At 57.4% G+C, this 23,466-nt stretch carries 24 protein-coding genes; 13 read left to right on the top strand and 11 right to left on the bottom strand.

Features of this window, described 5'->3' with window-relative positions:
- From I6L44_RS11735 to I6L44_RS11715, 5 genes are all read right to left on the bottom strand, one after another.
- Complete coding sequence (locus tag I6L44_RS11735) at positions 1-633, bottom strand: NADH:ubiquinone reductase (Na(+)-transporting) subunit D (protein ID WP_033114212.1); 633 nt, start codon at positions 631-633, stop codon at positions 1-3.
- Positions 626-1,414 (bottom strand): Na(+)-translocating NADH-quinone reductase subunit C, encoded by a 789-nt coding sequence (locus I6L44_RS11730; RefSeq protein ID WP_005343676.1) that lies wholly within the window; start codon positions 1,412-1,414, stop codon positions 626-628. The genes I6L44_RS11735 and I6L44_RS11730 overlap by 8 nt, the downstream gene beginning before the upstream one ends.
- Positions 1,404-2,633, bottom strand: coding sequence for an NADH:ubiquinone reductase (Na(+)-transporting) subunit B (locus I6L44_RS11725; protein ID WP_216951905.1), 1,230 nt, complete (start codon positions 2,631-2,633; stop codon positions 1,404-1,406). The genes I6L44_RS11730 and I6L44_RS11725 overlap by 11 nt, the downstream gene beginning before the upstream one ends.
- Before the next feature lie 3 nt (positions 2,634-2,636).
- Positions 2,637-3,980, bottom strand: coding sequence for a Na(+)-translocating NADH-quinone reductase subunit A (locus I6L44_RS11720; protein WP_216951904.1), 1,344 nt, complete (start codon positions 3,978-3,980; stop codon positions 2,637-2,639).
- Positions 3,981-4,431: 451 nt separating this feature from the next.
- Positions 4,432-4,746: a BolA family transcriptional regulator gene (locus I6L44_RS11715; protein WP_005343682.1), complete on the bottom strand. Its 315-nt coding sequence runs from the start codon at positions 4,744-4,746 to the stop codon at positions 4,432-4,434.
- Positions 4,747-4,950: 204 nt separating this feature from the next.
- Here I6L44_RS11715 and I6L44_RS11710 point away from each other — a divergent pair, with 204 nt between their 5' ends.
- The 5 genes from I6L44_RS11710 (at position 4,951) to I6L44_RS11690 (ending at position 9,817) form a co-directional block, all read left to right on the top strand.
- The gene (locus tag I6L44_RS11710; RefSeq protein ID WP_216951903.1) at positions 4,951-6,084 is read left to right on the top strand and encodes a methyltransferase; all 1,134 of its coding nucleotides are present in this window, start codon (positions 4,951-4,953) and stop codon (positions 6,082-6,084) included.
- Positions 6,085-6,101: 17 nt separating this feature from the next.
- Positions 6,102-6,686 (top strand): YajG family lipoprotein, encoded by a 585-nt coding sequence (locus I6L44_RS11705; RefSeq protein ID WP_047435490.1) that lies wholly within the window; start codon positions 6,102-6,104, stop codon positions 6,684-6,686.
- Between the two features lie 2 nt (positions 6,687-6,688).
- Positions 6,689-7,264, top strand: a complete 576-nt coding sequence (locus tag I6L44_RS11700) for a peptidylprolyl isomerase (protein ID WP_216954445.1) — start codon at positions 6,689-6,691, stop codon at positions 7,262-7,264.
- Between the two features lie 174 nt (positions 7,265-7,438).
- Positions 7,439-8,818: an MFS transporter gene (locus I6L44_RS11695; protein ID WP_216951902.1), complete on the top strand. Its 1,380-nt coding sequence runs from the start codon at positions 7,439-7,441 to the stop codon at positions 8,816-8,818.
- Positions 8,819-8,974: 156 nt separating this feature from the next.
- On the top strand, positions 8,975-9,817 hold the full coding sequence (locus I6L44_RS11690) for an outer membrane protein OmpK (RefSeq protein ID WP_216951901.1): 843 nt from the start codon (positions 8,975-8,977) through the stop codon (positions 9,815-9,817).
- Positions 9,818-9,914: 97 nt separating this feature from the next.
- Here the strand turns inward: I6L44_RS11690 and I6L44_RS11685 are convergent, their stop codons facing one another.
- On the bottom strand, positions 9,915-10,397 hold the full coding sequence (locus I6L44_RS11685; RefSeq protein WP_216951900.1) for a YajQ family cyclic di-GMP-binding protein: 483 nt from the start codon (positions 10,395-10,397) through the stop codon (positions 9,915-9,917).
- A gap of 201 nt (positions 10,398-10,598) precedes the next feature.
- Here I6L44_RS11685 and I6L44_RS11680 point away from each other — a divergent pair, with 201 nt between their 5' ends.
- Together I6L44_RS11680 and I6L44_RS11675 are read left to right on the top strand one after the other, a co-directional pair.
- On the top strand, positions 10,599-11,552 hold the full coding sequence (locus I6L44_RS11680; protein WP_216951899.1) for a ketopantoate reductase family protein: 954 nt from the start codon (positions 10,599-10,601) through the stop codon (positions 11,550-11,552).
- 37 nt (positions 11,553-11,589) lie between these two features.
- Positions 11,590-12,150: a DJ-1 family glyoxalase III gene (locus I6L44_RS11675; RefSeq protein WP_101530803.1), complete on the top strand. Its 561-nt coding sequence runs from the start codon at positions 11,590-11,592 to the stop codon at positions 12,148-12,150.
- Between the two features lie 111 nt (positions 12,151-12,261).
- On the opposite strand, the gene I6L44_RS11670 is transcribed toward I6L44_RS11675, so the two are convergent.
- Positions 12,262-12,468: a hypothetical protein gene (locus tag I6L44_RS11670; protein ID WP_101530802.1), complete on the bottom strand. Its 207-nt coding sequence runs from the start codon at positions 12,466-12,468 to the stop codon at positions 12,262-12,264.
- A 131-nt stretch (positions 12,469-12,599) separates the two neighbouring features.
- Between I6L44_RS11670 and dinB the strand changes: the two genes are divergently transcribed.
- From dinB to rlmM, 6 genes are all read left to right on the top strand, one after another.
- Entirely contained in the window at positions 12,600-13,655 is a 1,056-nt protein-coding gene (dinB, locus tag I6L44_RS11665) for a DNA polymerase IV (protein WP_216954444.1), read from the top strand.
- 66 nt (positions 13,656-13,721) lie between these two features.
- The gene (locus I6L44_RS11660; RefSeq protein WP_216951898.1) at positions 13,722-15,863 is read left to right on the top strand and encodes a methyl-accepting chemotaxis protein; all 2,142 of its coding nucleotides are present in this window, start codon (positions 13,722-13,724) and stop codon (positions 15,861-15,863) included.
- A 284-nt stretch (positions 15,864-16,147) separates the two neighbouring features.
- Positions 16,148-17,068 (top strand): transcriptional regulator GcvA, encoded by a 921-nt coding sequence (locus I6L44_RS11655; protein ID WP_185227590.1) that lies wholly within the window; start codon positions 16,148-16,150, stop codon positions 17,066-17,068.
- Positions 17,061-17,690 carry an alpha/beta family hydrolase gene (locus I6L44_RS11650; protein WP_216951897.1) on the top strand — a complete coding sequence of 210 codons (630 nt, stop codon included), beginning with the start codon at positions 17,061-17,063 and terminating at the stop codon, positions 17,688-17,690. Before I6L44_RS11655 ends, I6L44_RS11650 begins: the two co-directional genes overlap by 8 nt.
- A gap of 51 nt (positions 17,691-17,741) precedes the next feature.
- A complete protein-coding gene (locus tag I6L44_RS11645; RefSeq protein ID WP_216951896.1) occupies positions 17,742-18,128 on the top strand; it encodes a DUF423 domain-containing protein in 387 nt (128 codons plus the stop codon).
- Positions 18,121-19,215 (top strand): 23S rRNA (cytidine(2498)-2'-O)-methyltransferase RlmM, encoded by a 1,095-nt coding sequence (rlmM, locus tag I6L44_RS11640; RefSeq protein WP_005338617.1) that lies wholly within the window; start codon positions 18,121-18,123, stop codon positions 19,213-19,215. Before I6L44_RS11645 ends, rlmM begins: the two co-directional genes overlap by 8 nt.
- 82 nt (positions 19,216-19,297) lie before the next feature.
- Here the strand turns inward: rlmM and I6L44_RS11635 are convergent, their stop codons facing one another.
- The 4 genes from I6L44_RS11635 to ppnN all read right to left on the bottom strand — a co-directional run bounded on the left by I6L44_RS11635 (position 19,298) and on the right by ppnN (position 23,332).
- Positions 19,298-19,756: a hypothetical protein gene (locus I6L44_RS11635; RefSeq protein ID WP_136501476.1), complete on the bottom strand. Its 459-nt coding sequence runs from the start codon at positions 19,754-19,756 to the stop codon at positions 19,298-19,300.
- A gap of 117 nt (positions 19,757-19,873) precedes the next feature.
- Positions 19,874-20,881 carry an isocitrate dehydrogenase gene (locus I6L44_RS11630; protein WP_005349723.1) on the bottom strand — a complete coding sequence of 336 codons (1,008 nt, stop codon included), beginning with the start codon at positions 20,879-20,881 and terminating at the stop codon, positions 19,874-19,876.
- A 159-nt stretch (positions 20,882-21,040) separates the two neighbouring features.
- Positions 21,041-21,841 carry a flap endonuclease Xni gene (xni, locus tag I6L44_RS11625; protein WP_216951895.1) on the bottom strand — a complete coding sequence of 267 codons (801 nt, stop codon included), beginning with the start codon at positions 21,839-21,841 and terminating at the stop codon, positions 21,041-21,043.
- Between the two features lie 135 nt (positions 21,842-21,976).
- Positions 21,977-23,332 (bottom strand): nucleotide 5'-monophosphate nucleosidase PpnN, encoded by a 1,356-nt coding sequence (ppnN, locus tag I6L44_RS11620; RefSeq protein ID WP_019445906.1) that lies wholly within the window; start codon positions 23,330-23,332, stop codon positions 21,977-21,979.
- Between the last annotated feature and the right edge of the window lie 134 nt (positions 23,333-23,466).

The following is a 23,466-nucleotide window of genomic DNA, read 5'->3' as shown; positions in this document are numbered from 1 at the left end:
TTAATCCTTCGCCTCCACCTGCTTGGGATCCTTGGTGCGCACGCCCCAGATGATCAGACCAATGATGAAGAATGCACTCGGCGGCAGCAGCAGGAGGCCGTTGGGTACATACCAGCCACCGTTGTTCACCAGCGGCAGCAGCTCGATGCCAAACCAGGTGCCGGAGCCCAGCAGTTCACGCACGGTCGCGACACTCAGCAGAATGGCGCCATAGCCCAGACCATTACCGATACCATCCAGGAAGGAAGGGAGCGGCGCGCTCTTCATGGCGTACGCTTCGGCGCGGCCCATCACGATACAGTTGGTGATGATCAGACCGACGAAGACTGACAGCTGCTTGGAGATGTCATAGGCATACGCCTTGAGCACCTGGTCAACCACGATAACCAGCGAGGCGATGATCGCCATCTGGGCAATGATCCGCACGCTGTTCGGGATCTGGTTGCGGATCAGGGAGATGAACAGGTTTGAGAAGGCGGTGACCGCCATGACCGCAAGGGTCATTACAAACGCTGTCTTCATCTGGCTGGTAACCGCCAGTGCGGAACAGACCCCCAGCACCTGCAAGGCGATGGGGTTGTTGCCCAGCACTGGAGTCAACAGCAACTTTTTCATTTCGCTCTTGTCAGCCATTGTTGATTTCTCCTGCACGAACCTTGGCCAGGAAAGGACCGAAGCCCTTGGGACCCATCCAGAAGTCAAAGGTATGCTGTACACCGTTACCGGTCAGGGTGGCGCCGGAGAGACCGTCGATCTCGTGCTCGGAGCCCGCCGGAGCGTGACCCTTGATGACGCGCAGCGCCGGCATGCCATCCTGATCGAACAGCTTCTTGCCGACAAACAGCTCGCGCCAGGCTGGATTTTCGATTTCACCGCCCAGACCAGGGGTTTCACCGTGGTCATAGTAGGTGATGCCCTTGATAGTCTGGCCATCAGCGGCAACCGCGACGAAGGCATACATGGTAGACCACAGACCCTGACCGTAGATGGGCAGGATGATGTTGTCGATCTTGCCATCGGCATCCTTGGCGAAGAACACCGGAACCAGCTTGGAGATCTGGCGCAGGCCAGCCTTGTCCTCGGCAGCAGCCAGACGGATGTTTTGCGCCGGATCTTTGGCCGCCTGTTTGGTATCGAAGTTGTCGGCATCGCCGTCAACAAAGTTACCGGTGGCGAGATCCACCAGACGGGCTTCGATCTTGTCGCCATACAGCTTGGCCAGATCGCGCTTGGCTACATCGCTGATGTCCACGCCGGCTACGGAGAGAATATTGCTCTGTTTATCCAGCGCCTTGTTCTCCTCTTGGGTAGAACGCAGGCCAACGGCAGCAACGGATACCACGATGGAACAGGCCAGACAGAGGCCGGTGACCACGCTGATGGTGCCGAAGGTTGAGTCTTTATTAAACGCCACGAGCAATCCTCCGCTTGATGTTTGCCTGAGCGACGAAGTGGTCAAACAGGGGAGCAAACAGGTTTGCAAACAGAATGGCCAGCATCATGCCTTCCGGGAACGCAGGGTTGACCACGCGAACCAGCACGACCATCACGCCGATCAGGGCGCCGTACCACCACTTGCCCTTGTTGGTAAAGGCGGCGGAGACAGGGTCGGTCGCCATGAAGGCCATACCGAAGGCGAAGCCACCCAGTACCAGATGCCAGTGCCACGGCATGTTGAACATGGGGTTGGTATCGGAACCGATGACGTTGAACAGCAGGGAAGTGGCGATCATACCGACCATCACGCCGGCGATGATGCGCCAGGAGGCGATGCGCATATAGACGATCATGGCCGCACCCAGCAGGATCATCAGGGTGGAGACTTCACCGATGGAACCCGGCAGGTTGCCAAGGAAAGCGTCCATCCAGCTGATAGCCTGACCGGTGGCACCGTTGATCAGCGCCATCTGGCCGCCCTGAGCCCACTGGCTCAGCGCGGTTGCACCGGAGTAGCCATCAACGGCAACCCAGACTGCGTCACCGGAGATTTGGCCTGGGTAGGCGAAGAACAGGAAGGCACGACCTGCCAGCGCAGGGTTCAGGAAGTTTTTGCCGGTACCACCGAACACTTCCTTGGCCATTACCACACCGAAGGTGATGCCCAGCGCAGCTTGCCACAAGGGCAGCTCGGGCGGCACGATCAGGGCAAACAGGATGGAGGTCACGAAGAAGCCTTCGTTGATCTCGTGCTTGCGCACCATGGCAAACAGCACTTCCCAGAAACCACCGACAAAGAAGACGGTGATGTAGATCGGGAAGAAGTGGGTGGCGCCAATCAGCATCTTGCTGCCGATACCGGCAACAGACGGATCGAGGGAGGCGCCCAGCATGGTGGCCAGGGCATATTGCCAGCTGCTGGCACCGGCTGCCGAGCCCATGTGGGCAATGGCGGCGATGGCCTGGTTGCCAACGTTGTACATGCCCCAGAACATGGCCGGGAACACGGCCAGCCACACCATGATCATCATGCGCTTCAGATCGAGCGCATCACGGACGTGGGCGGCATTGCGGGTAACGCTACCCGGGGTATAGAACAGGGTATACGCCGCTTCGAACAGGGCGTAGTACTTGGCGTACTTTCCACCCGGTTCGAAGTGATGTTCCATATTTTCAAGAAGTTGCTTGAAACTCATCGCTTAACCTTCCAGTTCAATCTTGGTCAGGCACTCACGCAAGATAGGGCCGTACTCGGTCTTGCCGGGGCAAACGAAAGTACAGAGGGCCAAATCTTCCTCATCCAGCTCCAGGCAGCCCAGTGCTTGCGCACCGTCGGTATCGCCGGAGACCATGTCCCGCAGCAGCAGGGTAGGCAGGATGTCGAGTGGCATCACCCGTTCATAGTTGCCGATAGGCACCATGGAACGGTCACTACCGTTGGTAGTGGTGGTGAAGTTGATAAGGCGACCCTTCATCAGATGAGAGAGGGTGGTGCGGGTGATGGAGAACTTGTTGGCACTGGGGTTGATCCAGCCCAGGAACTCTTTCTCGCGACCCTCGCCCAGTGCACAGACCTGATTGTGGTAACGACCCAGATAGTCGTGAACACCCTCAGCCTTGGCGCCGCTCAGCAGGGAACCGGAGATGACGCGGTTTTCATCGGCACGCAGCTCATTGTTGGTGAGTTGGCTGATGCAGGCCCCCAGACGGGTACGCAGCAGACGCGGCTTGAGCACATTCGGGCCGGCCAGGGCGATCACCTTGTCGGTGCAGATCTGACCGGTGGTGAACAGCTTGCCGAATGCGATCACATCCTGATAGTTGATGTGCCACTGCACCTTGGTGCTGCTGACCGGATCCAGGAAGTGGATATGGGTACCCGGCAGACCGGCAGGGTGCGGACCGACGAAGATCTCTTCCTTGACCTGAGCCAAAGAGGAGTGAGGCAGACTGCCTTCGCCTTTACAGACATAGACGGTGCCGTCGGTCAGGCGGGTCAATACGGCAAGACCATCGAGGAAGGCCTGCGGCTGTTCCTTGATAATCAGCTCGGCATCGGCAGCCAGCGGGTTGGTGTCCATCGCGGTCACGAAGATGGCGCGCGGGGCTGAGCCAACCGCAGGGACTTTGCTGAACGGGCGAGTGCGCAGTGCTATCCACTGACCTGATGCAACCAGGATCTCTTGCACCTTGCTGCGCTCGAGCTTGGCCAGCTCGGAAGAGGCAAAATGCTCGAAGGTCACCTGCTCATCGGAGCCGTCGAGGTCGATGACCACTGACTGGAGCACACGTTTGGCTCCACGGTTGATCTCTGAAACTACGCCGGTGGCGGGGGCCGTGAATTTAACGCCGGGATTCTTCTTGTCTTCGAAGAGCTCCTGACCTTTGATGACGCGATCACCTACTTTGACGAACATAGTAGGTCGCATCCCCACGAACTCCTCGCCCAGTGTAGCAACACGGGTGATGGCGGGGCCATCGTAGATTACTTGCTCTGGCGCACCCAGCACGGGGATGTCCAGTCCTCTTTTGATTGTAATCATACTTAATTGCACTACCGTTACGGGAAGAGAGGTTGGTTAGCGCCGAGAAATACATCACGACGGGTGGTTGAATGAGTCGCTGTTGTGGCTGCGCCGGGTGGTCAGGCTCAGCAATTATTCAACATGCGAGGTCACTCAAAAGCGCTTGAGTCTACCACTTAAGGCCCATTTTCTGCCATGCCAAATAGGCAAAATCCCTGCGTCATCACAAAATTAACCTGCAATGAATAACCCCTGAATTCCTTGTAAGCTGTGGTTTTAAAGGTTTTTTTAGTTTAATACCCCCATGGGGGTATGCTTGTGTAAGGCTGTGACTAAGCCGCCAGGGAAAACTGAATTAAATACCTATTTATGGTTGTCAGGATCAGCAGGCTGGCGGCTTTTTGTTTAATTTTTGTTTGTTTGTCACCCATAGGGTGGTGGGTCAGAGCAATGGGTGACAGCTAGCCGTTCAGGAGTGCGAGGGGTTGCCAACACAAGCTGGTGTGCGTGGTGCCTTACCCTTCTCCTGCCACTCGCTTGCCGTGTAGGTATGCAGTGCAAGTGCATGGACAGCGCCGGCCAGTTCATCGGCCAGGATGGCGTTGACCTGACGATGCCGAGAGAGAAGGCGCTGACCCGCAAACTGTTCGCTGACGATCACCACCTTGAAGTGGCTCTCAGATCCCGGTTCCACACGGTGCATGTGGCTCTCGTTGATCACCTCCAGCACGGTAGGGGAGAGGGCGGCGGTCAGCTTGGCTTCAATCAGTTGTTGGATAGTCATCGGATCGGCTTCCAGAGTGAATGTCGGGCCATTCTATCGGCAGTCGCGGGATGGAATAAGCCCCCGTAAGAGGGAAATCACCCGTCAGTTGCCCCCTTGATGCGCATCGAACTGGTGAAATTCCTGCTCCTCGCTAGAATAGCGCCACTTTGCGTCGCCCCTGGCGCCTGTATACACGAATCAAGCCGAGGTTGGACTCTTCCTATGCAAACCCTTCTCGACACTCCCCATTGCCAGCTCACGCTCTACCGCTATCCGCGCCAGAGTCAGGAGACCCTGCAAGCCTGGGATGCGGCTGACGAATACCTGATCAACACCCTGGCGGAGTCTCCCCTCGAGCAGGCGGGCCCCGTCATCATCATGAATGACGGTTTTGGCGCGCTGGCCGCCTATCTGCATCCGCACTTCCCCTGCTGCGTCACCGACTCCTACATCAGTGAGCGGGCGACCCTGGCCAATCTGGCCGAAAACGGACTGGATGCGGGTGGTATCCGCTTGCAGGATGCGCTGGCGCCGCTGCCCGATGCCCCTGCGCTGGTGGTGATCAAGGTCTCCAAATATCAGGCACTGCTGGAGCAGCAACTGCTGGCATTGCGTGCGGTGGTGACACCGGCAACCCGCGTTATCGCTGCCGGCAAGGCGAAGGATATTCATACCTCCACGCTCAAGTTGTTTGAGAAGTATCTGGGGCCTACCCGTACCTCGCTGGCCTGGAAAAAAGCGCGTCTCATTCACTGCGAGCCGCAGGCGGGGCAACCCGCGCTGGCCAACCCCTTCCCGACTGTCTGGCCGCTGGAGGGGAGTAGCATGCTCATCCACAACCATGCCAACGTCTTCTCGCGCACCAGTCTCGATATCGGTGCCCGCTTTATGCTGGACAACCTGCCCATCCACAGTGCCCGCAAGGTGATCGATCTGGGCTGTGGCAACGGGGTTTTGGGTCTGTCGCTGCTCGCCAAAGATAGCGAGGTGGAGGTGACCTTTATCGATGAATCCTATATGGCGGTCGCCTCGGCACAGCTCAACGTCGAGCACAATCTGCCCGATGCACTGCCGCGTGCCCGCTTTATGGTCAATAACTGTCTCGACGGGGTGGCGGTAGGTTCGGCGGATCGGATCCTCTGCAACCCTCCTTTCCATCAGTTACAGGCGATCACCGATCATATCGCCTGGCAGATGTTCAGCGATGCGCACCGGGTGTTGCCTCAGGGGGGTGAACTCTGGATAGTAGGCAACCGTCATCTGGACTATCACAACAAACTCAAGCGCTTGTTTGCCAACGCACAAGTCGTTGCGTCGAACAGCAAATTCGTTATTTTGAAAGCCATCAAACGCTAAAGCCAAAGGAAACCATGATGAAAAAGTCACTCTTGCTGCTGGCCGCCCTGATGCTGGGCGGGTGTGCCACTCATTGGCCGGAGACAGCGCTGCTCAATCCGCAGGTGATCCCCGCCAACCAGCAATACTACTCTGGCAATCGCATCACCATGGAAGGGGTAGACAAGCGTGAGGCTGCCTACGTCTTCTCCATCAAACATAAAGAGAAAGCCCCCGTGCTGGTCAACAGCGAGCGTCCGCTCAATCTGCTGATGGCCGAACGGCTGGCTGAAGGACTGCGTAGTCAGGGTCTCGAAGTGGGCAACAGTGGCACCACCAACCTGACGCTGGTGATCTCCAACGCCGCAGTCAATGTGGAAGAGAAGACCTTTACCTATGTCACCAAGTCCCGCGTCAGTCTGCAGGTGATCGCCGATTTCCAGGGCAACCGTCTGACCAAGCAGTTCAACATGTCTTCCAGCAAGGAGAGCCCGAGCGAGCCAAGCATGGCCGATCTCGAGTCTACACTGAACCTGCAACTGGGTAGCGTGCTGCAGCAGATCATGGCCGATGAGGCGCTGCGCGGTTACCTTAAAGGTCAACCGAACGGCGCAGGTGTCTGATGATGAAAAAACTCTGGTTGCTGGCCATGTTGATCGCCCCGCTGGCGTTCGCGGGCCCGAAAGTGAGAATGGAGACCAACCACGGCAATATCGTGGTGGAGCTGGCGTCCAAGCAGGCGCCCCAGACGGTGAAAAACTTTTTGCGCTACGTGGCTGATGGCAGCTATGACGGCAGCATCTTCCACCGGGTGATCCAGGATTTTGTGGTGCAGGGGGGGGGGTATAACCAGCAGTTCCAGCAACTGCCAACTTATGAGCCGGTGGTCAACGAGTCGCGTGGCGGTCTGCCCAACAAGCGTGGCTCCATCGCCATGGCTCGCACCCAGGCGGTCGACAGCGCTACTCGCCAGTTCTACTTCAATCTGGTCGACAACAATAACCTCAACGCCGGTGGCTCTGCGGGTTATACCGTGTTCGGTCAGGTGGTTCAGGGGATGGAGGTGCTGGACAAACTGGCTCAGGTACAGACCGGTTACAGCCCCATTTTGCGTGCCAACGATGTGCCGACCAGCCCTGTCATCCTGAAGAAGGTAGTGTTGCTGGCGGAAACCCCGGCGGACAAGAAAGCCGGCAAGTAACCCATCGCCGGATGCGGTATGTCACCGTGATCCCGTCGCGCCACCATGCAAGGCTCATCCCGTTCGGGATGGGCCTTTTCTCTGGCCGGGCTTCTTGTGTCTATCTCCTTACCCGCCTTGGCTATCTGCCATCAACCTGCCAAAATGACGCACTTTTCCAAAGTCGTCAGGTAGTTGAATATGATCCGCACACCGAGTTGGCGGGAATCGCTCGCTGTTTATCTCGAAGCCCGAGTACTCATTCTCTTTGCCATGGGCTTTTCATCGGGTCTGCCGCTGTTGCTGGTATTTGGCACCCTCTCATTCTGGTTGCGCGAGGCCGATGTCAGCCTGACCGATATCGGTTACATGAGCTGGGTGGCGCTGGCCTACGGCTTTAAATGGTTGTGGTCGCCGCTGGTGGATCGTATGCCATTGCCACTGCTCTCTACCCTGTTGGGGCGTCGTCGTAGCTGGATGTTCTTCTCCCAGCTATTGATCGCGGCTGCGTTGGTAGGGATGGCGTTTTGTGATCCCAAGAGCGGGTTGACTCATTTGGCCTTGTTCGCCCTGCTGGTGGCCTTTGCCTCGGCGACTCAGGATATCGTGATCGACGCCTATCGCATCGAATCTGCTCCCGAGCGACTGCAGGCTGCGATGGCGGCCTCCTACATGACTGGCTACCGGTTGGCGATGATCATCGCCGGTGCCGGCGCATTGGCGCTGGCAGCCTGGTTTGGCAGCAACAGCGGCTATGACTATCGTGGCTGGCAGATCACCTATCTGGTGATGGCCGGTCTGATGTCACTCGGGGTGATTACCACGCTGTTCTGCCATGAACCTGATATCGATCTGGCCGGTCAGGGCAGACAACAGGCAGAGCGCAAGGCACTGCTGCAGGAAAAGGGGTGGCCCGCCCCCTTGGCAAGTGCCGGAGCCTGGGGTTATGAGGCGGTCTGGAGTCCGTTTGCCGACTTCTTTCGCCGTTATGGTCGCTCGGCGCTGCTGATCCTTTTGCTTATCGCCTGTTACCGGATTGCGGATGTGGTGATGGGGGTGATGTCCAACAGCTTCTATGTGGATATGCAGTTCAGCAAGACCGAAGTCGCCACTATCACCAAGGTGTTTGGCGTTATCATGACGCTGGTGGGGGCGGCACTGGGGGGCGTGCTGGTGATGCGCTTTGGCACGCTGCGGATCCTGTTTCTCGGGGCGCTGCTCACCGCCAGCACCAATCTGCTGTTTGCCCTGCTCCATCAGGTTGGTCACAACCTGGAGCTGCTGACCCTGATCATTTCGCTCGATAACCTCAGCGCCGGCATCGCCACCGCAGCTTTTGTGACCTATCTCTCCAGCCTGACCAATGTGGCGTTTTCAGCGACGCAATACGCCCTGTTCAGCTCGGTGATGTTGCTGCTGCCCAAGTTGCTGGCCGGTTTTTCGGGGCAGGTGGTGGAGCAGATTGGCTACAGCGCCTTCTTTGTCGGCACCAGTTTGTTGGGCTTGCCCGTGTTGTTGTTGATTGTGCTGGTCGCCCGTAAAGGGGGTGAGTTGTTCTCAGTTGCTGACAAATAGCAAGCGTTTGCGTAGAATCGGGGGTGATTAGATTCACACTTCCGGATAAAGTTCCCGAGAAGTTGTTTCACCCCCAATTTTATTTGATTAGAATTCCTCTCGCTCCTTGTGGGCAGGCTACGGAAAACCTCAACTAACGCACAAGAGACCAATAAAATGGCCAAATTTACCAAGACTCTGATCGCTACCGGTCTGCTGGCTGCTGCCGCAACTCCAGCCTTTGCTGCTGACTACAGCGGTGATATCCACAAGAATGACTACAAGTGGATGCAGTTCAACGTCATGCACACCATCGACCAGCGCCCTTTCACTACCGGTGAAGAGGACTACAACGATACCTATTTTGAGATGGAGTTCGGTGGTCGCTCCGGCCTGTTTGACCTGTACGGTTACGTCGACGTATTCGATATTTTCGACTCCCGTCACAGCAATAAACACCATGGTCAGAACCTGTTCATGAAGTTTGCACCGCGTATGTCTCTGGATGCGCTGACAGGTAAAGATCTCTCCTTTGGTCCTGTGCAAGAGCTTTACATTGCCAACCTGAACAACGTTGGTGACAAGCAGATGGAAAACCAGCTGGGTCTGGGTGCCGATGTGATGGTTCCCTGGTTTGGCAAGGTTGGCATGAACCTGTATGCACGTCACGCCACCGAGAACCAGTTCTTCACCGAAGAAGAAGGTGAGTGGAACGGTTATCAGTTCTCCATGAACTGGTTCAAGCCTTTCTATACCTTCGGCAATGGCAGCTTTGTCTCCTACCAGGGTTATCTGGATTATCAATTCGGCCTGGATACCCATGACCGTGCTGACCGTACCAGCGACAACCTGGCCACCTTCCACGGTATCTACTGGCACTCCGATCGCTACGCGGTTGGTTATGGCCTGAAGTATTTCATGGATGCCTACGGTACCAAAGATGGCTCCAAAGCCTACGACGGTACCCCGTGGAAGAGCACCGGCTTCAGCCACTACTTCTCTGTTACCTACAAGTTCTAATAAAACTTGGGGAACAAAAAACCGGAGCATTTGCTCCGGTTTTTTTATGCTCGGACGATTAAAGAAGAGGAGAAGGGAGAGCCCTTCTCTCCCATCATCAGTCGCGGAAATTCTGAAACTGCATCGGTTGGCCCAGGTCGGCGCCACGGACCAGTGCCATGGTCTCTTGCAGATCGTCACGCTTCTTGCCGGTGACACGTACTTCATCACCCTGGATGGCGACCTGTACCTTGATCTTGGAGTCCTTGATCAGCTTGACCAGCTTCTTGGCGATCTCTTTCTCGATCCCCTGTTTGAACTTGACGGTCAGGTGGAAGCGTTTGCCGGAGTGAACGGAGTCACCCACTTCCATGGAGCTGTTTTCGATGTTGCGCTTGAGCAGGGCGCCGCGCAGAATTTCAACCATCTGCTTGAGCTGGAAATCGGCATCGGCTTCCAGTTTTACCTCTTCCTTGTTCAACTCGAAGCTGGCTTCTACCCCACGAAAATCGAAACGGGTGGCCAGTTCACGATTAGCGTTGTCGACAGCGTTCAACACCTCGTTCATTTTGACTTCAGAGACAATATCGAATGACGGCATAGCCGAAGCTCCTCATGTTGCGTTATCGGGGGCCAAATCTACCAGAAATACGGCAAATTTGCTGATTTTGATGGGAGTGCTCTGCTAGAATCCCCTGCGCACAGGAAGATTGGACCCGTTAGTGTCCGTTCGCGCTATTTTTCATTTATTCCCGGTAACAGGTTGAGAGGATTGCAACCCTTACCCTGACAGAGTCACATCATGCCAAGCGGATTAAAAAATTCCCGACAACCCGTTATGCCACCTGTAGCGCCCAAGTGGACACTGCTCGGGTGCGGAGCTCTCGGCGGCGTTTTTGCCTCCCTGTTGACCATCAGTGGTCAATCCACTCGAGTCTTGTTGCGTGAGCATCATCAATCTACCCTGCACCCCGGATTTGACTTTACTTCGCTGGAGGGGCAGGTACAGCTGCTCAATATCGAACGTGCATTTGCCAGCCAGCCGGGAAAAATCCAGCGTCTGTTGGTGATGACCAAGGCCAGTCAGGTGGTTGGCGCCCTAGCTCCACTGGCTGGCAATCTGGATGCTGGCGTGCCGATCGTACTGCTGCACAACGGGATGGGGATTGCCGAGAAGGTGGTCCAGATGTTCCCGCATAACCCGGTGATTGCCGGGGTGACCAGCCATGGTGCCATGAAAGCGGGCCATTTCGTGTTCCGTCATACCGGCAAGGGGGAAACCTGGTTGGGGCCATTTAACGAGGCGGCCAAGGCTCATGCATCACTGGCAGATGAGTTGGCGCAGGCATTGGGTCAGGCGGGTTGGGATGAGCAGATAGTGGCACGCCAGTGGCAAAAGCTGGCCATCAACTGTGCCATCAATCCCCTGACGGCCCTCTACAAGCTGAAAAATGGCGAGCTGGCTGGCCCCCGTTTTGCCGATGCCCTGCAGCAGATCTGCGTGGAGGTGGCGGATGTGATGTGCGCCGAAGGAGTTGCAACAACGGCAGAGGAGTTGCTGCGTCGGGTGATGACAGTGGTGGAACTGACCGCTGACAATTACTCCTCCATGCATAAGGATATGGAGCTGGGACGCGAGACCGAGATTGAGGCCATCACCGGCTTCCTGCTGGCCAAGGCTGCCCGGCATGGCATTGCCGTACCGGTCAATCAGGGTCTCTATCAGGCGATTAAAGAGAAGAGTCAGGCCGTCTGATCTTTTACATGGCAGAGCAAGCTGCAAGGAGGCGAACGTGAGTGTACTGGTGCTGGTGGCCCCCGGGTCGGAAGAGATAGAGACGGTCGCGATTGTCGATACCCTGGTGCGCGCCAGCATCGAGGTGGTGCTGGCCTCTTGTTGCCCGCATGGTGAGCGTCAGATCAAGGCATCTCGTGGGGTGCAGCTGGTGGCTGATTGTCATATCGACGAGCTGACCCGTCGGGACTTTGAAGCCATCGTGGTACCCGGTGGTTTGCCCGGCAGCGAAGTGATCCGCGATACCCCGCTGGCCATCGAACGGCTCAAAGAGCAGGCCGCTCTTGGTCGCTGGCGCGCAGCCATCTGCGCCGCCCCCGTGGTGGTGTTGCAACATCACGCTCTGCTGGATGGTGCCATCGTCACCTGTCATCCCGGCTTTCAGTCCCGACTACCGACATCGCAACTGTCACATGAGCGGGTCGTCAGGGATGAGGCTCATCGCCTTATCACCAGCCAGGGGCCGGGCAGTGCCATCGAGTTTGCGCTTGAACTGGTTCGGGTGCTGCGTGGGGATGATGTGGCTACCGCCGTGGCTGGCCCTATGGTGCTGCCTTGAGCGCACTCTGTTGCTGAATCAAACTAGCCATGCTTTGAAAACCGGGCCCCGGTCATCTTGATCGGGGCCCGCTTGTTGTCTGCCGTTGTTGGCCACATCATATTGCCAAGCTTAGTAGTCGTATTGTGAACACTGTTTCTTGCTGTATTCCTCACGCCAGCGTGCCAGCTCTTCCTGAGTGCCCAGCGTGTCTCCTTTCTTGATGGCCTGTTCCAGTATCTCAATCCGGTCGTACAACCAGCGGCACTCCGCCGTCGGGTTGTTCTTGCCGATGCCGGTCAGCGGCAGCAAACAGAGTCCCAGCCAAAGATATTTCATCCCGAACGCTCCTTGTCATTGTGGTGGTTAAGGTCTCTTTAGAGTCTACCATTTTAGCCGTAACGAGAGAGATAGAGCTGTGGTTATCCTTGGGGTAAGATGATGCCATGTCTGTTTATTTATACAGTGGTATGCGCAAGATCATCCATATCGACATGGACTGCTTTTTTGCCGCGGTGGAGATGCGGGACAACCCCGCATTGCGGGAAGTTCCGCTTGCCATCGGTGGGTCCTCCGAGCTGCGCGGTGTCATCTCGACCTGCAACTATGTGGCGCGCCGGTTCGGGGTGCGCTCCGCCATGCCGAGCGCGCTGGCGAAAAAACTCTGCCCACCGCTGGTACTCATCCCGGGGCGAATGGCGGTGTACAAGGATATCTCCCGTCAGCTCAGGGCCATTTTCCTGCGCTATACCGATCAGGTTGAACCGCTGTCGCTGGATGAGGCTTACCTCGATGTGACCCATAGTCGCTGTTGTGGTGGCAGCGCCACCCTGATGGCGCAAGATATCCGGCAAGCCATCGTCACCGAACTGGGATTGACCGCTTCGGCCGGGGTCGCCCCCAACAAGTTTCTCGCCAAGCTCGCCTCGGAGCAGCGCAAGCCTGATGGTCTGTTTGTCATTCGTCCCGACGAAGTGGCCGAATTTGTCTGTCAGCTGCCACTCGGCAAACTGCCCGGGGTGGGGCGCAAGACTGCCGAGCGGCTGGAGGCTCAGGGGCTCTACACCTGTGAGGATGCGCGGGCTTTGTCGGCACAAGAGCTGTGCAGCCGTTTTGGCAAGCTGGGGGAGGTGCTGACGACCCGGATCTGGGGGCTGGATGAACAGCCGGTGCAGGCGCACCGGATCCGCAAAACCATCGGGGTGGAGACCACCCTGGCAAGCGATCTCTGTGACGAAGAGGCCTGTCTGAAGGTATTGCAGCAACTGCTGCCTGAGCTGGAACGGCGATTTCAGCTGGCGTGTCCTGCCGAGCAGGTGATGGGGCAGGGGATTAAACTCAAGTTTGCCGACTTCCATCAGACTACCGTCTATCGCAGCCAAGGGGGCTATCAGGCCGCATTGTTCACACCACTGCTCAAGGAAGGGCTGCTGCGGGCACAAGGGCGTTCGATACGTCTGCTGGGACTGGTAGTCGGGCTACCGAAGGAGGGAGAAGTAAACCAACTCTCGCTGGATTTGCTATGAGATGGTTAAGTTTTTGTTTATAAAGTCGATAATCTACCTGTATCTGCATGAAGTAGGAATATTGGCATGAATGCTCTTTCTGTCCAGGGACGGATTACCCTGATCGCCGGTTGCTGTCTGCTGGTCACGGCCGCTGCGCTGGTCACCTCCTCTATTTATAACGCGAGCAAGATGCAGTCCCAGGTGCGGCAAGCCACCATGCATGAGGCACAGCTGTCAGCCGAAAACAGGATGAAAGCGATGGGGTCAGAGCAGGCCGCCAAGGTGACCAGCTATCTTGATGAAGCCTATTTTCGTGCCAGTCTGCTGGCCGAGAGCGTGCTGTTCCAGCGCAAGAATGCGGCCGACAACTTCGTTCATTCGGAGGCGCTGCGCGGGGCTATCAATCAGCAATTGCACGATGCGGCAGCCTCATCGACCAACCTGCTCGGCGTCTATGCGGTGTTCGAGCCTGACCAGCTGGATGGGGAAGACAGCAACTATCAGGGCTCAACGGCGCTGGGTTCCAACGACAAGGGGCGTTTTTCCAGTTACTGGGCCTATGACAACGGCAAGATAGAGCCGGAAGTGCAGAATGAGGATGTACTGGCCGATGAGAGCCCGACCGAGGCTGGTGGCATCGAAAACGAGTGGTATCGCTGCAGCATTCGCACCCGTGCCCTTTGCCTGCTGGAGCCCTATCTGGACGATGTGGGCGATAAACAGATATTGATGACCTCGGTGACGGTCCCGCTACTGGAGCAGGAGACCTTGCTGGGGATGGTCGGGGTCGATATCTCGCTGGCCACTTTGCAGAGTCTGGTCAGTACCATGGACAAGGAGCTCTATGACGGCAAGGGCAGAATCTTGCTGGTCAGTCACGAGGGGCGCGTGGCGGGAGCCGATGAGTTCGATGTGACCATGGGGCGTGGGCTGGATCAGAAGTATCAGGGGCTGGCCAGCGAGCTGAAAGGCTGGCTCAGTCAGGGTCAGGAGCTGACTCGCTGGAGCAGCGATGGCACCTTGTTGCAGACCTTTGTCCCGGTCTCCATGCGTGGCACTGAACGTAAATGGGGTATCTACATTGAATTGCCGCGCACCGTGGTGCTGGCCTCGGCCCAGCAACTGCAGGATGAACTGGCCAGCGAGGCCAGTCGCAGCGTGGTCTCGCAACTGTTGATCGGCATCTTGATCTCGCTGGTGGCCCTAAGTTTTATCTGGTTGATGGCGCGCCAGATTGTGGCGCCCATCCGCGCCGTGGTTGCCCGCCTCAAGGATATCGCCAGCGGTGAGGGGGATTTGACCCAGCGTATCGAGATCCAGCGGCAAGACGAAATCGGCGAGCTGGCCAAGTGGTTCAACAGCTTCCTCAACAAGTTGCAATCCACCATCAGTCAGGTGATTGATACCGTCTCCGGTACGCGCAACAGTGCCGAGCGAGCCGCGCAAGTGGCTGAGCGCACCAGCAGCGGCATGCAGGCCCAGTATCAGGAGATCGATCTGGTGGCGACGGCATTTGAAGAGCTGAGTGCCACGGCTATGCAGGTGTCGGGCAATGCCAGCGCAGCCGTCACTGCCGCCAACACGACGGATGCCGCGGCGCAAGAAGGCAAGTATGTGGTGGCTGACACCCAGGAGGCGATGCGCAAGCTGATGACCATCATCAATGATGCCCAGCCGGTAGCCGAGCATCTCTCGGCCAACAGCGGCAACATCAATGACATCCTCATCGTAATCCAGGGGATTGCCGAGCAGACCAACCTGTTGGCACTCAATGCGGCCATTGAAGCGGCGCGAGCCGGTGAACAGGGGAGAGGTTTTGCCGTGGTGGCCGATGAAGTGCGCAATCTGGCAGGTCGTACCCAGAATGCCATTGTCGAGATCCAGAACCTGATCAGCCAGCTGCAATCAGGTACTGGTGCTGTGGTCAATGCGATCCGCGATGGTCATGACCAAGCTGACGAGACGCTTGCCAAGGTAGATCTCTCGGTACAGGTGCTGGAGCAGATCATCCAGTCGGTCTCCACCATCCATCAGATGAACGAGCAGATTGCCCGGGCGGCGCAGGAGCAGAGTCGGGTAGCAGACGAGATCAACCGCAATGTCAGCAATATTCGCGATGTGAGCCACACCATTCGGGCCGAGGCGGCGACCTCCGCCGAAAATGGTCGCGAGCTCTCTGCGCTGGCGGACAAACAGCAGCAGCTGGTGGGTCAGTTCAAGGTATAGAAGGGATGAAAAAAGGCGCCATCCAGCTGGAGGCGCCAAACACATTCAGATGACAGACTGGGTCAAACCGGTGAGATTTGAGCCCCTCTTCCCGCAGAGGAAGAAACACAACACCACAATCACAGTCGAAAGACTCACTAAAAACACATGTAAACCAACACGTAGTAGAAAATGTGAGCCATATGACGACTGATTGCTGGGCGAATTATGTTTATTCACTGGTCGACCCGCAACCGACAAATTATAATGCGCCCCATTAGAAAAACTCATCGTCGGCTGGTGTCATGTCTCGTCGTTTACCCCCGCTCAATGCCCTCAAGGCGTTTGAAGCTGCGGCTCGTCACTTAAGCTTTACCCGCGCAGCAGAAGAGTTGTTTGTGACTCAGGCTGCCATCAGTCACCAGATCAAGGCGCTGGAGGAGTATCTTGGCATCAAGCTGTTCCGCCGCAAAAACCGCTCCTTGTTGCTGACCGAAGAGGGACAGGGCTATTTCCTGGATATCAAGGACATCTTTGCCTCCATCTCAGAGGCGACCGACAAGCTGCTGGCCCGCAGTGCCAAGGGGGCGTTGACTGTCAGTTTGCAGCCGAGTTTCGCCATCCAGTGGCTGGTGCCGCGGCTGGTCAAGTTCAGCGAGCGCCACCCCGATATCGACGTGCGGATCAAGGCGGTCGATCTCGATGAAGGGTCGCTCACCGATGATGTGGATGTGGCCATCTACTACGGGCGCGGCAACTGGCCTGGTCTGCGTAGTGACAAGCTGCATACCGAATACCTGATCCCCGTCTGTTCCCCCTTGCTGCTGACGGGATCCAAGCCACTGCGTACACCGCAAGATTTGACTCTTCATACCCTGCTGCACGATACCTCCCGCCGCGACTGGAAGGCCTGGTTCCGCCAGCTCGATATCGATGCCCCCAACGTCAATCAGGGGCCCATCTTCAGCCACTCCACCATGGTGATCCAGGCGGCGATCCACGGCCAGGGGGTGGCGCTTGGCCACAGCGTGCTGGCACAACCCGAGATTGAGGCCGGCCGCCTTATCTGCCCGTTCGAGCAGGTGCTGGTGAGCAAAAATGCTTTCTATCTGGTGTGCCAGGAGCAACAGTCGGATCAGGGCAAGATCGTTGCCTTCCGCGACTGGATGCTGGAGCTGGTGGAGCAGGAAGAGGCGCGTCGCAGGGCAAGGCTCGCCGATGCCTGATGTGATCCGCGAGGGGGCAATTGATGCCCCCGTTCGCATTTTGCTGGCCCACGGGGCAGGTGCAGGGATGGATCACCCCTTTCTTGCCGAGTTGTCACGCCTGCTGGCCGGGCCGGATATCGAAGTGGTGCGCTTCAACTTTGCCTACATGACCAGGAGAGCACAGGATGGCAAGCGCCGCCCGCCTGACAGGGCGCCTGTGCTGCTCGCCCATTGGCGCGACATGATCCGCGAGTTTGCCCATCCACGGCTGTTTCTGGCGGGCAAGTCGATGGGTGGGCGGATGGCGGCGGAACTGTATCGTGAAGGCGAGGGTGAGATGAATGCTGCAGGATTGCTCATTCTCGGGTATCCTTTCCACCCTCCGGCCAAGCCCGACAGTTGGCGAGGCGAGGTACTCAAGCACATTGCAGTGCCAACCCTGCTGTTGCAGGGGGAGCGCGACACCTTCGGTAGTCGCGCCGAACTGGCCGATTTCCCCTTCTCACCCGCCGTATCGGTCCATTGGTTGACCGATGGTGATCATGGTTTCAAACCGCGTAAAGCCAGTGGTGTGAGTGAGCAGGAGAATATGCAGCATGCGGCGGCGGCCATCAGCCATTTTGTGGCCCGGCACGGATAGCACGATAGGGTTGGTTTGATTGCCAGCCTCGATGAGAGAGGGAGAGTGAGGATGCAGATCCATCGACATTGGCTGATACTGGCTGGTTTCTTCGGGTTGACGGCCACCATGCTGGGGGCTTATGGCGCCCATGGATTGGCGGCGACCGGCATTACGCCCGAGCGTCTGGCGGCGTTCAATACCGCCGTGCAATATCAGTTTTTTCACGCATTGGCCCTGCTGGTTCTGGGCTGGTGTGGTGTGCGCAGCAGGGTGATCCAGCTGGCTGGCACCGCCTTTGTGCTGGGGATCATCGGATTCTCCGGCAGTATTTACGCCATGGTGCTGCTTGGCAGCAAGGGGCTGGGGTTGATTACCCCGGCCGGTGGCCTCTGTTTTATGTTGGGATGGACGGCCCTGATCTGGGCTGGCTGTCGTCTTGGAGGAAAAAATGAATAATCTGCTGCTTTATTGCCGCCCCGGTTTTGAGAAAGAGGCGGCTGCAGAGATCACCGAGCGTGCCGGTAACATGCAGTGCTACGGTTTCGCCCGGGTCAAGGACGACAGCGGTTATGTGATCTTCGAACTGTATGACGAGGAGCAGGCGGACCTGCTGGCTCGCAAGCTGCCGTTCCGGGAGCTCATCTTCATCCGCCAGATGCTAGTGGTCACCCATGAGTTGAAGGATCTGGATGTCGCGGACAGGATCTCCCCGATCCTTGAGGCGGTGAGTGACTACACCATTTGCGGTGATCTGCGGGTCGAAACCGCGGATACCAACGAAGCGAAAGAGCTGTCGGCCTTCTGCCGCAAGTTCACCGTGCCGCTGCGTCAGGCGCTGCGCAGCAACGAGATCCTGACCAAGAAGGAGACGCCGAACCGTCCGGTGTTCCACGCCTTCTTCATGGCCAATGATCATGTGTTGCTGGGCTACTCCTATTCGTTCAACAACTCCGGATTCCACATGGGGATCCCGCGCTTGCGCTTCCCGGCCGATGCACCGAGCCGCTCCAGCCTCAAGCTGGAGGAGGCGTTTTACGTTTTCGTGCCGCGGGAAGAGTGGGATGTGCGTCTCTGTTCAGGCATGAAGGCGGTGGATCTGGGGGCTTGCCCGGGTGGCTGGACCTATCAGCTGGTACGCCGTGGCATGATGGTGACGGCGGTCGACAATGGCATGATGGCCCAATCCTTGATGGATACCGGCCAGGTCAAGCATATCCGGGATGACGGTTTCGTCTGGCGTCCGAGCAAGAAGAACACCTACTGGCTGGTGTGCGACATGGTCGATAAACCGGCGCGGGTCGTTCACATGATTGCGGACTGGTTCCGTGAGGGCGACTGCCAGGAGGCGATGTTCAACCTCAAGCTGCCGATGAAGAAGCGTTATGCTGAATCGGTACACAATATCGAAGTGCTGCGCGAGATGCTCAAGGAGATCGACAACGCGTTCGTGATCCAGGCCAAGCAGCTCTATCACGATCGGGAAGAGATCACCGTGCATGTTTACAACAAGTACTGGGTCTCCAAACTCGAGCCCAAGGCGTGATGTAGCCGTTTTGCCCGTACGATAAATACCAAGGCCGACAGGGAAACCTGTCGGCCTTTTGCTATTCGGCTGCCGGAAAATATCAGAAACGGTAATCGAGGCGCAGGGAGGATTCGTCGTCGGTCACCTTGATCTCTATCTGCAGCGGGATGGTTTTGTCGACCGGATTGAATTGCATCTTTATCCCGTCTCCTCTCAGCCTGAGGGCGGTGTTCATTCCGCCAGCCTTGAACTTGACCTTGGGTCTAAAGCGTTCAACTGACAGACTGACGCTCTTTTCCGGGGTCAGATTGAGCTGCGGGTAGGAGGTGATCTTTTGATTACCAAAGTTGTCGGTGGAGACTTCAATACCAAACGACAGGGGTTTGGGTGCCTTGAGTAGGTCGTTGGTATTCAGGCTCGAGCGCCATACCTCGGTGGCAGTCCGTTTTTCCTGCTGTGGCAGTTTGGCGGTTTGGGTCTGTTGATCCTGCTCGAAAGCACTTGCAGCACCACACACCAGCATCAAACCCGAAACCAGATAGCACCCGTATCCCTTCATGAAAAACACTCCCTGTTCTTCTTCTCTATTGAACATAGTTGCTGTTTGGGGAGTGGCAAAGGATTCGGAAATATAAAAAAGGGAGCCTAGGCTCCCTTTTAAAATCAATTGGTTAGCTTACAGGCGATCGATGATGGCTTGGGTGAATTCGCTGGTGGAAGCCGTGCCACCCAGATCGCGGGTGACCCGATCACCGGATTCGATGGTGGCTCGTACCGCCTCGCGGATCCGCTCTGCCTTATCCTGCATGCCGAGGTACTCCAGCATCTGAATGGAGGCGAGGATCACCGAGGTCGGGTTGGCGATATTCTTGCCAGCTATGTCCGGCGCAGAACCGTGGACCGCTTCGAAGATGGCCGCGCCATCGCCGATGTTGGCGCCGGGCGCCATGCCGAGACCGCCAACCAGACCGGCGCAGAGATCCGAGAGGATGTCGCCGAACAGGTTGGTAGTGACCATGACATCGAAACGCTCCGGATACATCACCAAATTCATGCAGGCGGCATCGACGATCATCTCTTCGCTCTGGATATCCGGGTAGTGGCTGGCGATTTCACGTGCCACTTCGAGGAACAGGCCGGAGGTCGACTTGAGGATGTTCGCCTTGTGGATGATGGTGACCTTCTTGCGACCTTCCTGACGGGCCAGCTCGAAGGCGAACTTGACTATGCGCTCGGCCCCTTCGCGGGTGATGATGCTCATCGCCTCGGCGCTCTTGTTGTCATCACTGCGCTTTTGCCCAGCGCCCGAGTACATGCCTTCGGTGTTTTCACGCACAGTGATGATGTCGATGTTGTCGTAACGGCTTCTGGTGCCCTTGAAGGAGATGACCGGGCGCACGTTGGCGTAGAGGTTGAACTTCTTGCGCAGGGAGACGTTGATGGAGGTAAAACCGCCGCCGACCGGTGTGGTCAATGGTCCTTTCAGGCTCACCTTGTTCTTCTCAATCAGATCTAGGGTCGCCTGGGGCAGCAGCTCGCCATGCTTTTCGAGGGCAACCAGACCCGCATCAGCGTATTCGTACTCAAAGTCACAGCCCGCATGGGTCAGGATCTGGATGGCTGATTCAATGATGCTGGGGCCAATGCCGTCGCCGGGGATCACGGTAATTTTTCTTTTGGACATGAGAGGGTTCCACTTCCAGGGTATAGGGGAGGATGGGGCTGCTTTATAGCATTTACTCAGCAAACCAACCACATTCCTTTACATTCTACTCACTTTTATCAACAGCGAGGGTGAGTCTCGTCATGGTTCACGCCCTTGCCTGCATTTTTGTTCGGCACTTCAGTCTGGCTGGGGCGGGTAGCGGATGTCCCGCAGGTTGAATCCCAGCGGAATATCCCGCTGCAAGCGCACCAGCCGCTGGGCCAGCAGGGCCTCATCCTGATGTTGGCGCAGTTTGATCAGTGGCTTGGCGGCGTCCTCTTGCTGGCAGGCTTCGAGCATGGCTGCCAGATTGCCATATTGCTGCAACAGCTGGGTGGCGGTCTTGGGGCCGATCCCCGGAACCCCCTTGATATTGGAACCGCTGATACCGGTCAGGGCCCAGAAGTCGACCAGCTGATTAGGCGCTACCCCATATTGCTGCTGGACGAAGGCGGCATCCAGCCAGCGTTTGTTGAAGTAGTCGCGCACCCGGATCTGCGGGCAGATCAGTTGGCAGAACCCCTTGTCGGTGGAGATGATGGTCGCCTGATGGCCATGGCTGGCGATGCCGCTGGCGAGGGTGGCGATAAGGTCATCCGCTTCATCGGTCTCGGAGAGCAGAGCGTCGACCCCGCACTCCCAGAAGGCATCCTGCAGGGTCGCCAACCCCTCGCGCAGTTCAGGGGGCATGGGGGTTCGCCCCTCCTTGTAGGCCGGATAGACCTCTTTGCGCCAGCTATACACCTCGCCATCAAACACGGCAATGACATGGGTTGGCTCGCTATTGGCCAGCAGCTTGCGGCAGGTATTGATAAGGTTGGCTCGGGTTGCAACCAGCGCCTGGGCAGGGGTCAGTGCCTGCTGGGTCTGTACCGCGTGCAGACGGCGAATGAGGTTGAGGGCATCGATGATGAGCAGGTGTGGCCGGATAGTTGACATGGGGCACTCTTGGCGGTCGGGACGCCCCATTGTAACAAACCGCTCGCCTTATGGGGGATTGATGGCAGTCGGGAAGGCATAGCGCCAATAAAGAGGGGCGCCGATGCGCCCCTCTGTCAATGATGTATCTGTACCCTAGCGGACGATTTCGTAGCAAGGCACATACTGACTGCCCGGCAGCTTCATCCGCTGCTGCTTGACGAAGCTCTCCAGCAGCTTGTCCATCAGGTGCATCAGCTCCTTGTCGCCGTGCAGCTTGAAGGGGCCCTTCTTCTCGATGGCGCGAATGCCCCCTTCCTTGACGTTGCCGGCGACGATGCCGGAGAAGGCACGACGCAGGTTGGCGGCCAGCAACTGGGGCGGCTGGTTGCGGTGCAGATCCAGACTGGCCATGCTGGCGTGATCCGGTTCGAAGGGGAGCTGGAACTCCGGCTCAATCTTGAGGGACCAGTTGAAGGAGTAGGCATCACCGACCGATTTGCGGTATTCGCGGATTTTCGGCATCGCCTCCTTCATCACTCGGGCCACTTCCGGTGCATCGCCAACAATGATCCGGTAGAGCTTGGTCGCCGGTTCACCTAGGGTCGCCTTGATGAAGTCGTCGATGGCTCGGAAGTAGTCGGCACTCTCTTTCGGGCCGGTCAGGATGATGGGCATGGGTTGTCGTTCGTTGGCCGGATGCATCATGATGCCGAGCAGATAGAGCAGCTCTTCGGCGGTGCCGACTCCGCCCGGGAAGATGATGATGCCATGGCCGAGGCGCACGAAGGCTTCCAGCCGTTTCTCGATATCCGGCAGGATCACCAGCTCGTTGACGATGGGGTTGGGCGGTTCGGCCGCGATAATGGAGGGCTCGGTCAGGCCGATGTAGCGCCCGTTGCGTACCCGTTGTTTGGCATGGCCGACGGCGGCCCCCTTCATCGGACCCTCCATGGCGCCAGGGCCACAGCCGGTACAGATGTTCAGCTCACGCAAGCCCAGTTCGCTGCCCACGGCGCGGGTGTACTGGTACTCGATCTCGTTGATGGAGTGGCCACCCCAGCAGACGATCAGGTTGGGATCGGCGCCAGGCAGGATCACCTTGGCGTTGCGCAGGATGGCGAACACCACGTTGGAGATATGAGTCGAATTGGTGAGGTTGACCAGCCGGTTCGATTCAAGCTGGTTGGAGACATAGAGAATGTCGCGCAGCACCGAGAAGAGGTGCTCCTGAATACCACGAATGATCTCGCCATCGACGAACGCGTGCTCGGGGGCGTTGAACAGTTCCAGCTTGACCCCGCGCTCGCGCCGGATCACATGAATGTCGAATGATTTGAAGCGCTCCAGGATCTCCTTGGAGCTGTCGGTATGGCTGCCGGAATTGAGCACCGCCAGCGAGCAGTTGCGAAACAGTTGATAGATATCGCTGGAGGCAGTCTGCTTGAGGCGATCCACCTCGAGCTGTGACAGCAAATCCATGCTGCCAACGGGATTGATGTGCGTAATCATAGGTTCCCCTTTACTCACTTGTTATCGTTGTGTTTTTTCCCTGGGGAGAAAAGGGATGCCATGTTGCATCCCCTGAGTTTGATAGTAGTGGCAACGGAGGGGGGAGGGAAATAGGGCGACGACTGTTCGCTGTT

Source organism: Aeromonas sp. FDAARGOS 1414 (genome assembly GCF_019047065.1).
In the GTDB taxonomy this organism is placed as follows: domain Bacteria; phylum Pseudomonadota; class Gammaproteobacteria; order Enterobacterales; family Aeromonadaceae; genus Aeromonas; species Aeromonas veronii_A.
This window is presented reverse-complemented; position numbering and strand designations above follow the sequence as displayed.

Bases quoted from the DNA above. Each gene is read 5' to 3' on its own strand.
- I6L44_RS11735 (WP_033114212.1), bottom strand. From the start codon at position 633: ATGGCTGACAAGAGCGAAATGAAAAAGTTGCTGTTGACTCCAGTGCTG.
- I6L44_RS11725 (WP_216951905.1), bottom strand. From the start codon at position 2,633: ATGAGTTTCAAGCAACTTCTTGAAAATATGGAACATCACTTCGAACCG.
- I6L44_RS11720 (WP_216951904.1), bottom strand. From the start codon at position 3,980: ATGATTACAATCAAAAGAGGACTGGACATCCCCGTGCTGGGTGCGCCA.
- I6L44_RS11715 (WP_005343682.1), bottom strand. From the start codon at position 4,746: ATGACTATCCAACAACTGATTGAAGCCAAGCTGACCGCCGCCCTCTCC.
- I6L44_RS11710 (WP_216951903.1), top strand. From the start codon at position 4,951: ATGCAAACCCTTCTCGACACTCCCCATTGCCAGCTCACGCTCTACCGC.
- I6L44_RS11705 (WP_047435490.1), top strand. From the start codon at position 6,102: ATGAAAAAGTCACTCTTGCTGCTGGCCGCCCTGATGCTGGGCGGGTGT.
- I6L44_RS11700 (WP_216954445.1), top strand. From the start codon at position 6,689: ATGAAAAAACTCTGGTTGCTGGCCATGTTGATCGCCCCGCTGGCGTTC.
- I6L44_RS11690 (WP_216951901.1), top strand. From the start codon at position 8,975: ATGGCCAAATTTACCAAGACTCTGATCGCTACCGGTCTGCTGGCTGCT.
- I6L44_RS11685 (WP_216951900.1), bottom strand. From the start codon at position 10,397: ATGCCGTCATTCGATATTGTCTCTGAAGTCAAAATGAACGAGGTGTTG.
- I6L44_RS11680 (WP_216951899.1), top strand. From the start codon at position 10,599: ATGCCAAGCGGATTAAAAAATTCCCGACAACCCGTTATGCCACCTGTA.
- I6L44_RS11670 (WP_101530802.1), bottom strand. From the start codon at position 12,468: ATGAAATATCTTTGGCTGGGACTCTGTTTGCTGCCGCTGACCGGCATC.
- dinB (WP_216954444.1), top strand. From the start codon at position 12,600: ATGCGCAAGATCATCCATATCGACATGGACTGCTTTTTTGCCGCGGTG.
- I6L44_RS11660 (WP_216951898.1), top strand. From the start codon at position 13,722: ATGAATGCTCTTTCTGTCCAGGGACGGATTACCCTGATCGCCGGTTGC.
- I6L44_RS11655 (WP_185227590.1), top strand. From the start codon at position 16,148: ATGTCTCGTCGTTTACCCCCGCTCAATGCCCTCAAGGCGTTTGAAGCT.
- I6L44_RS11650 (WP_216951897.1), top strand. From the start codon at position 17,061: ATGCCTGATGTGATCCGCGAGGGGGCAATTGATGCCCCCGTTCGCATT.
- I6L44_RS11645 (WP_216951896.1), top strand. From the start codon at position 17,742: ATGCAGATCCATCGACATTGGCTGATACTGGCTGGTTTCTTCGGGTTG.
- rlmM (WP_005338617.1), top strand. From the start codon at position 18,121: ATGAATAATCTGCTGCTTTATTGCCGCCCCGGTTTTGAGAAAGAGGCG.
- I6L44_RS11635 (WP_136501476.1), bottom strand. From the start codon at position 19,756: ATGAAGGGATACGGGTGCTATCTGGTTTCGGGTTTGATGCTGGTGTGT.
- I6L44_RS11630 (WP_005349723.1), bottom strand. From the start codon at position 20,881: ATGTCCAAAAGAAAAATTACCGTGATCCCCGGCGACGGCATTGGCCCC.
- xni (WP_216951895.1), bottom strand. From the start codon at position 21,841: ATGTCAACTATCCGGCCACACCTGCTCATCATCGATGCCCTCAACCTC.
- ppnN (WP_019445906.1), bottom strand. From the start codon at position 23,332: ATGATTACGCACATCAATCCCGTTGGCAGCATGGATTTGCTGTCACAG.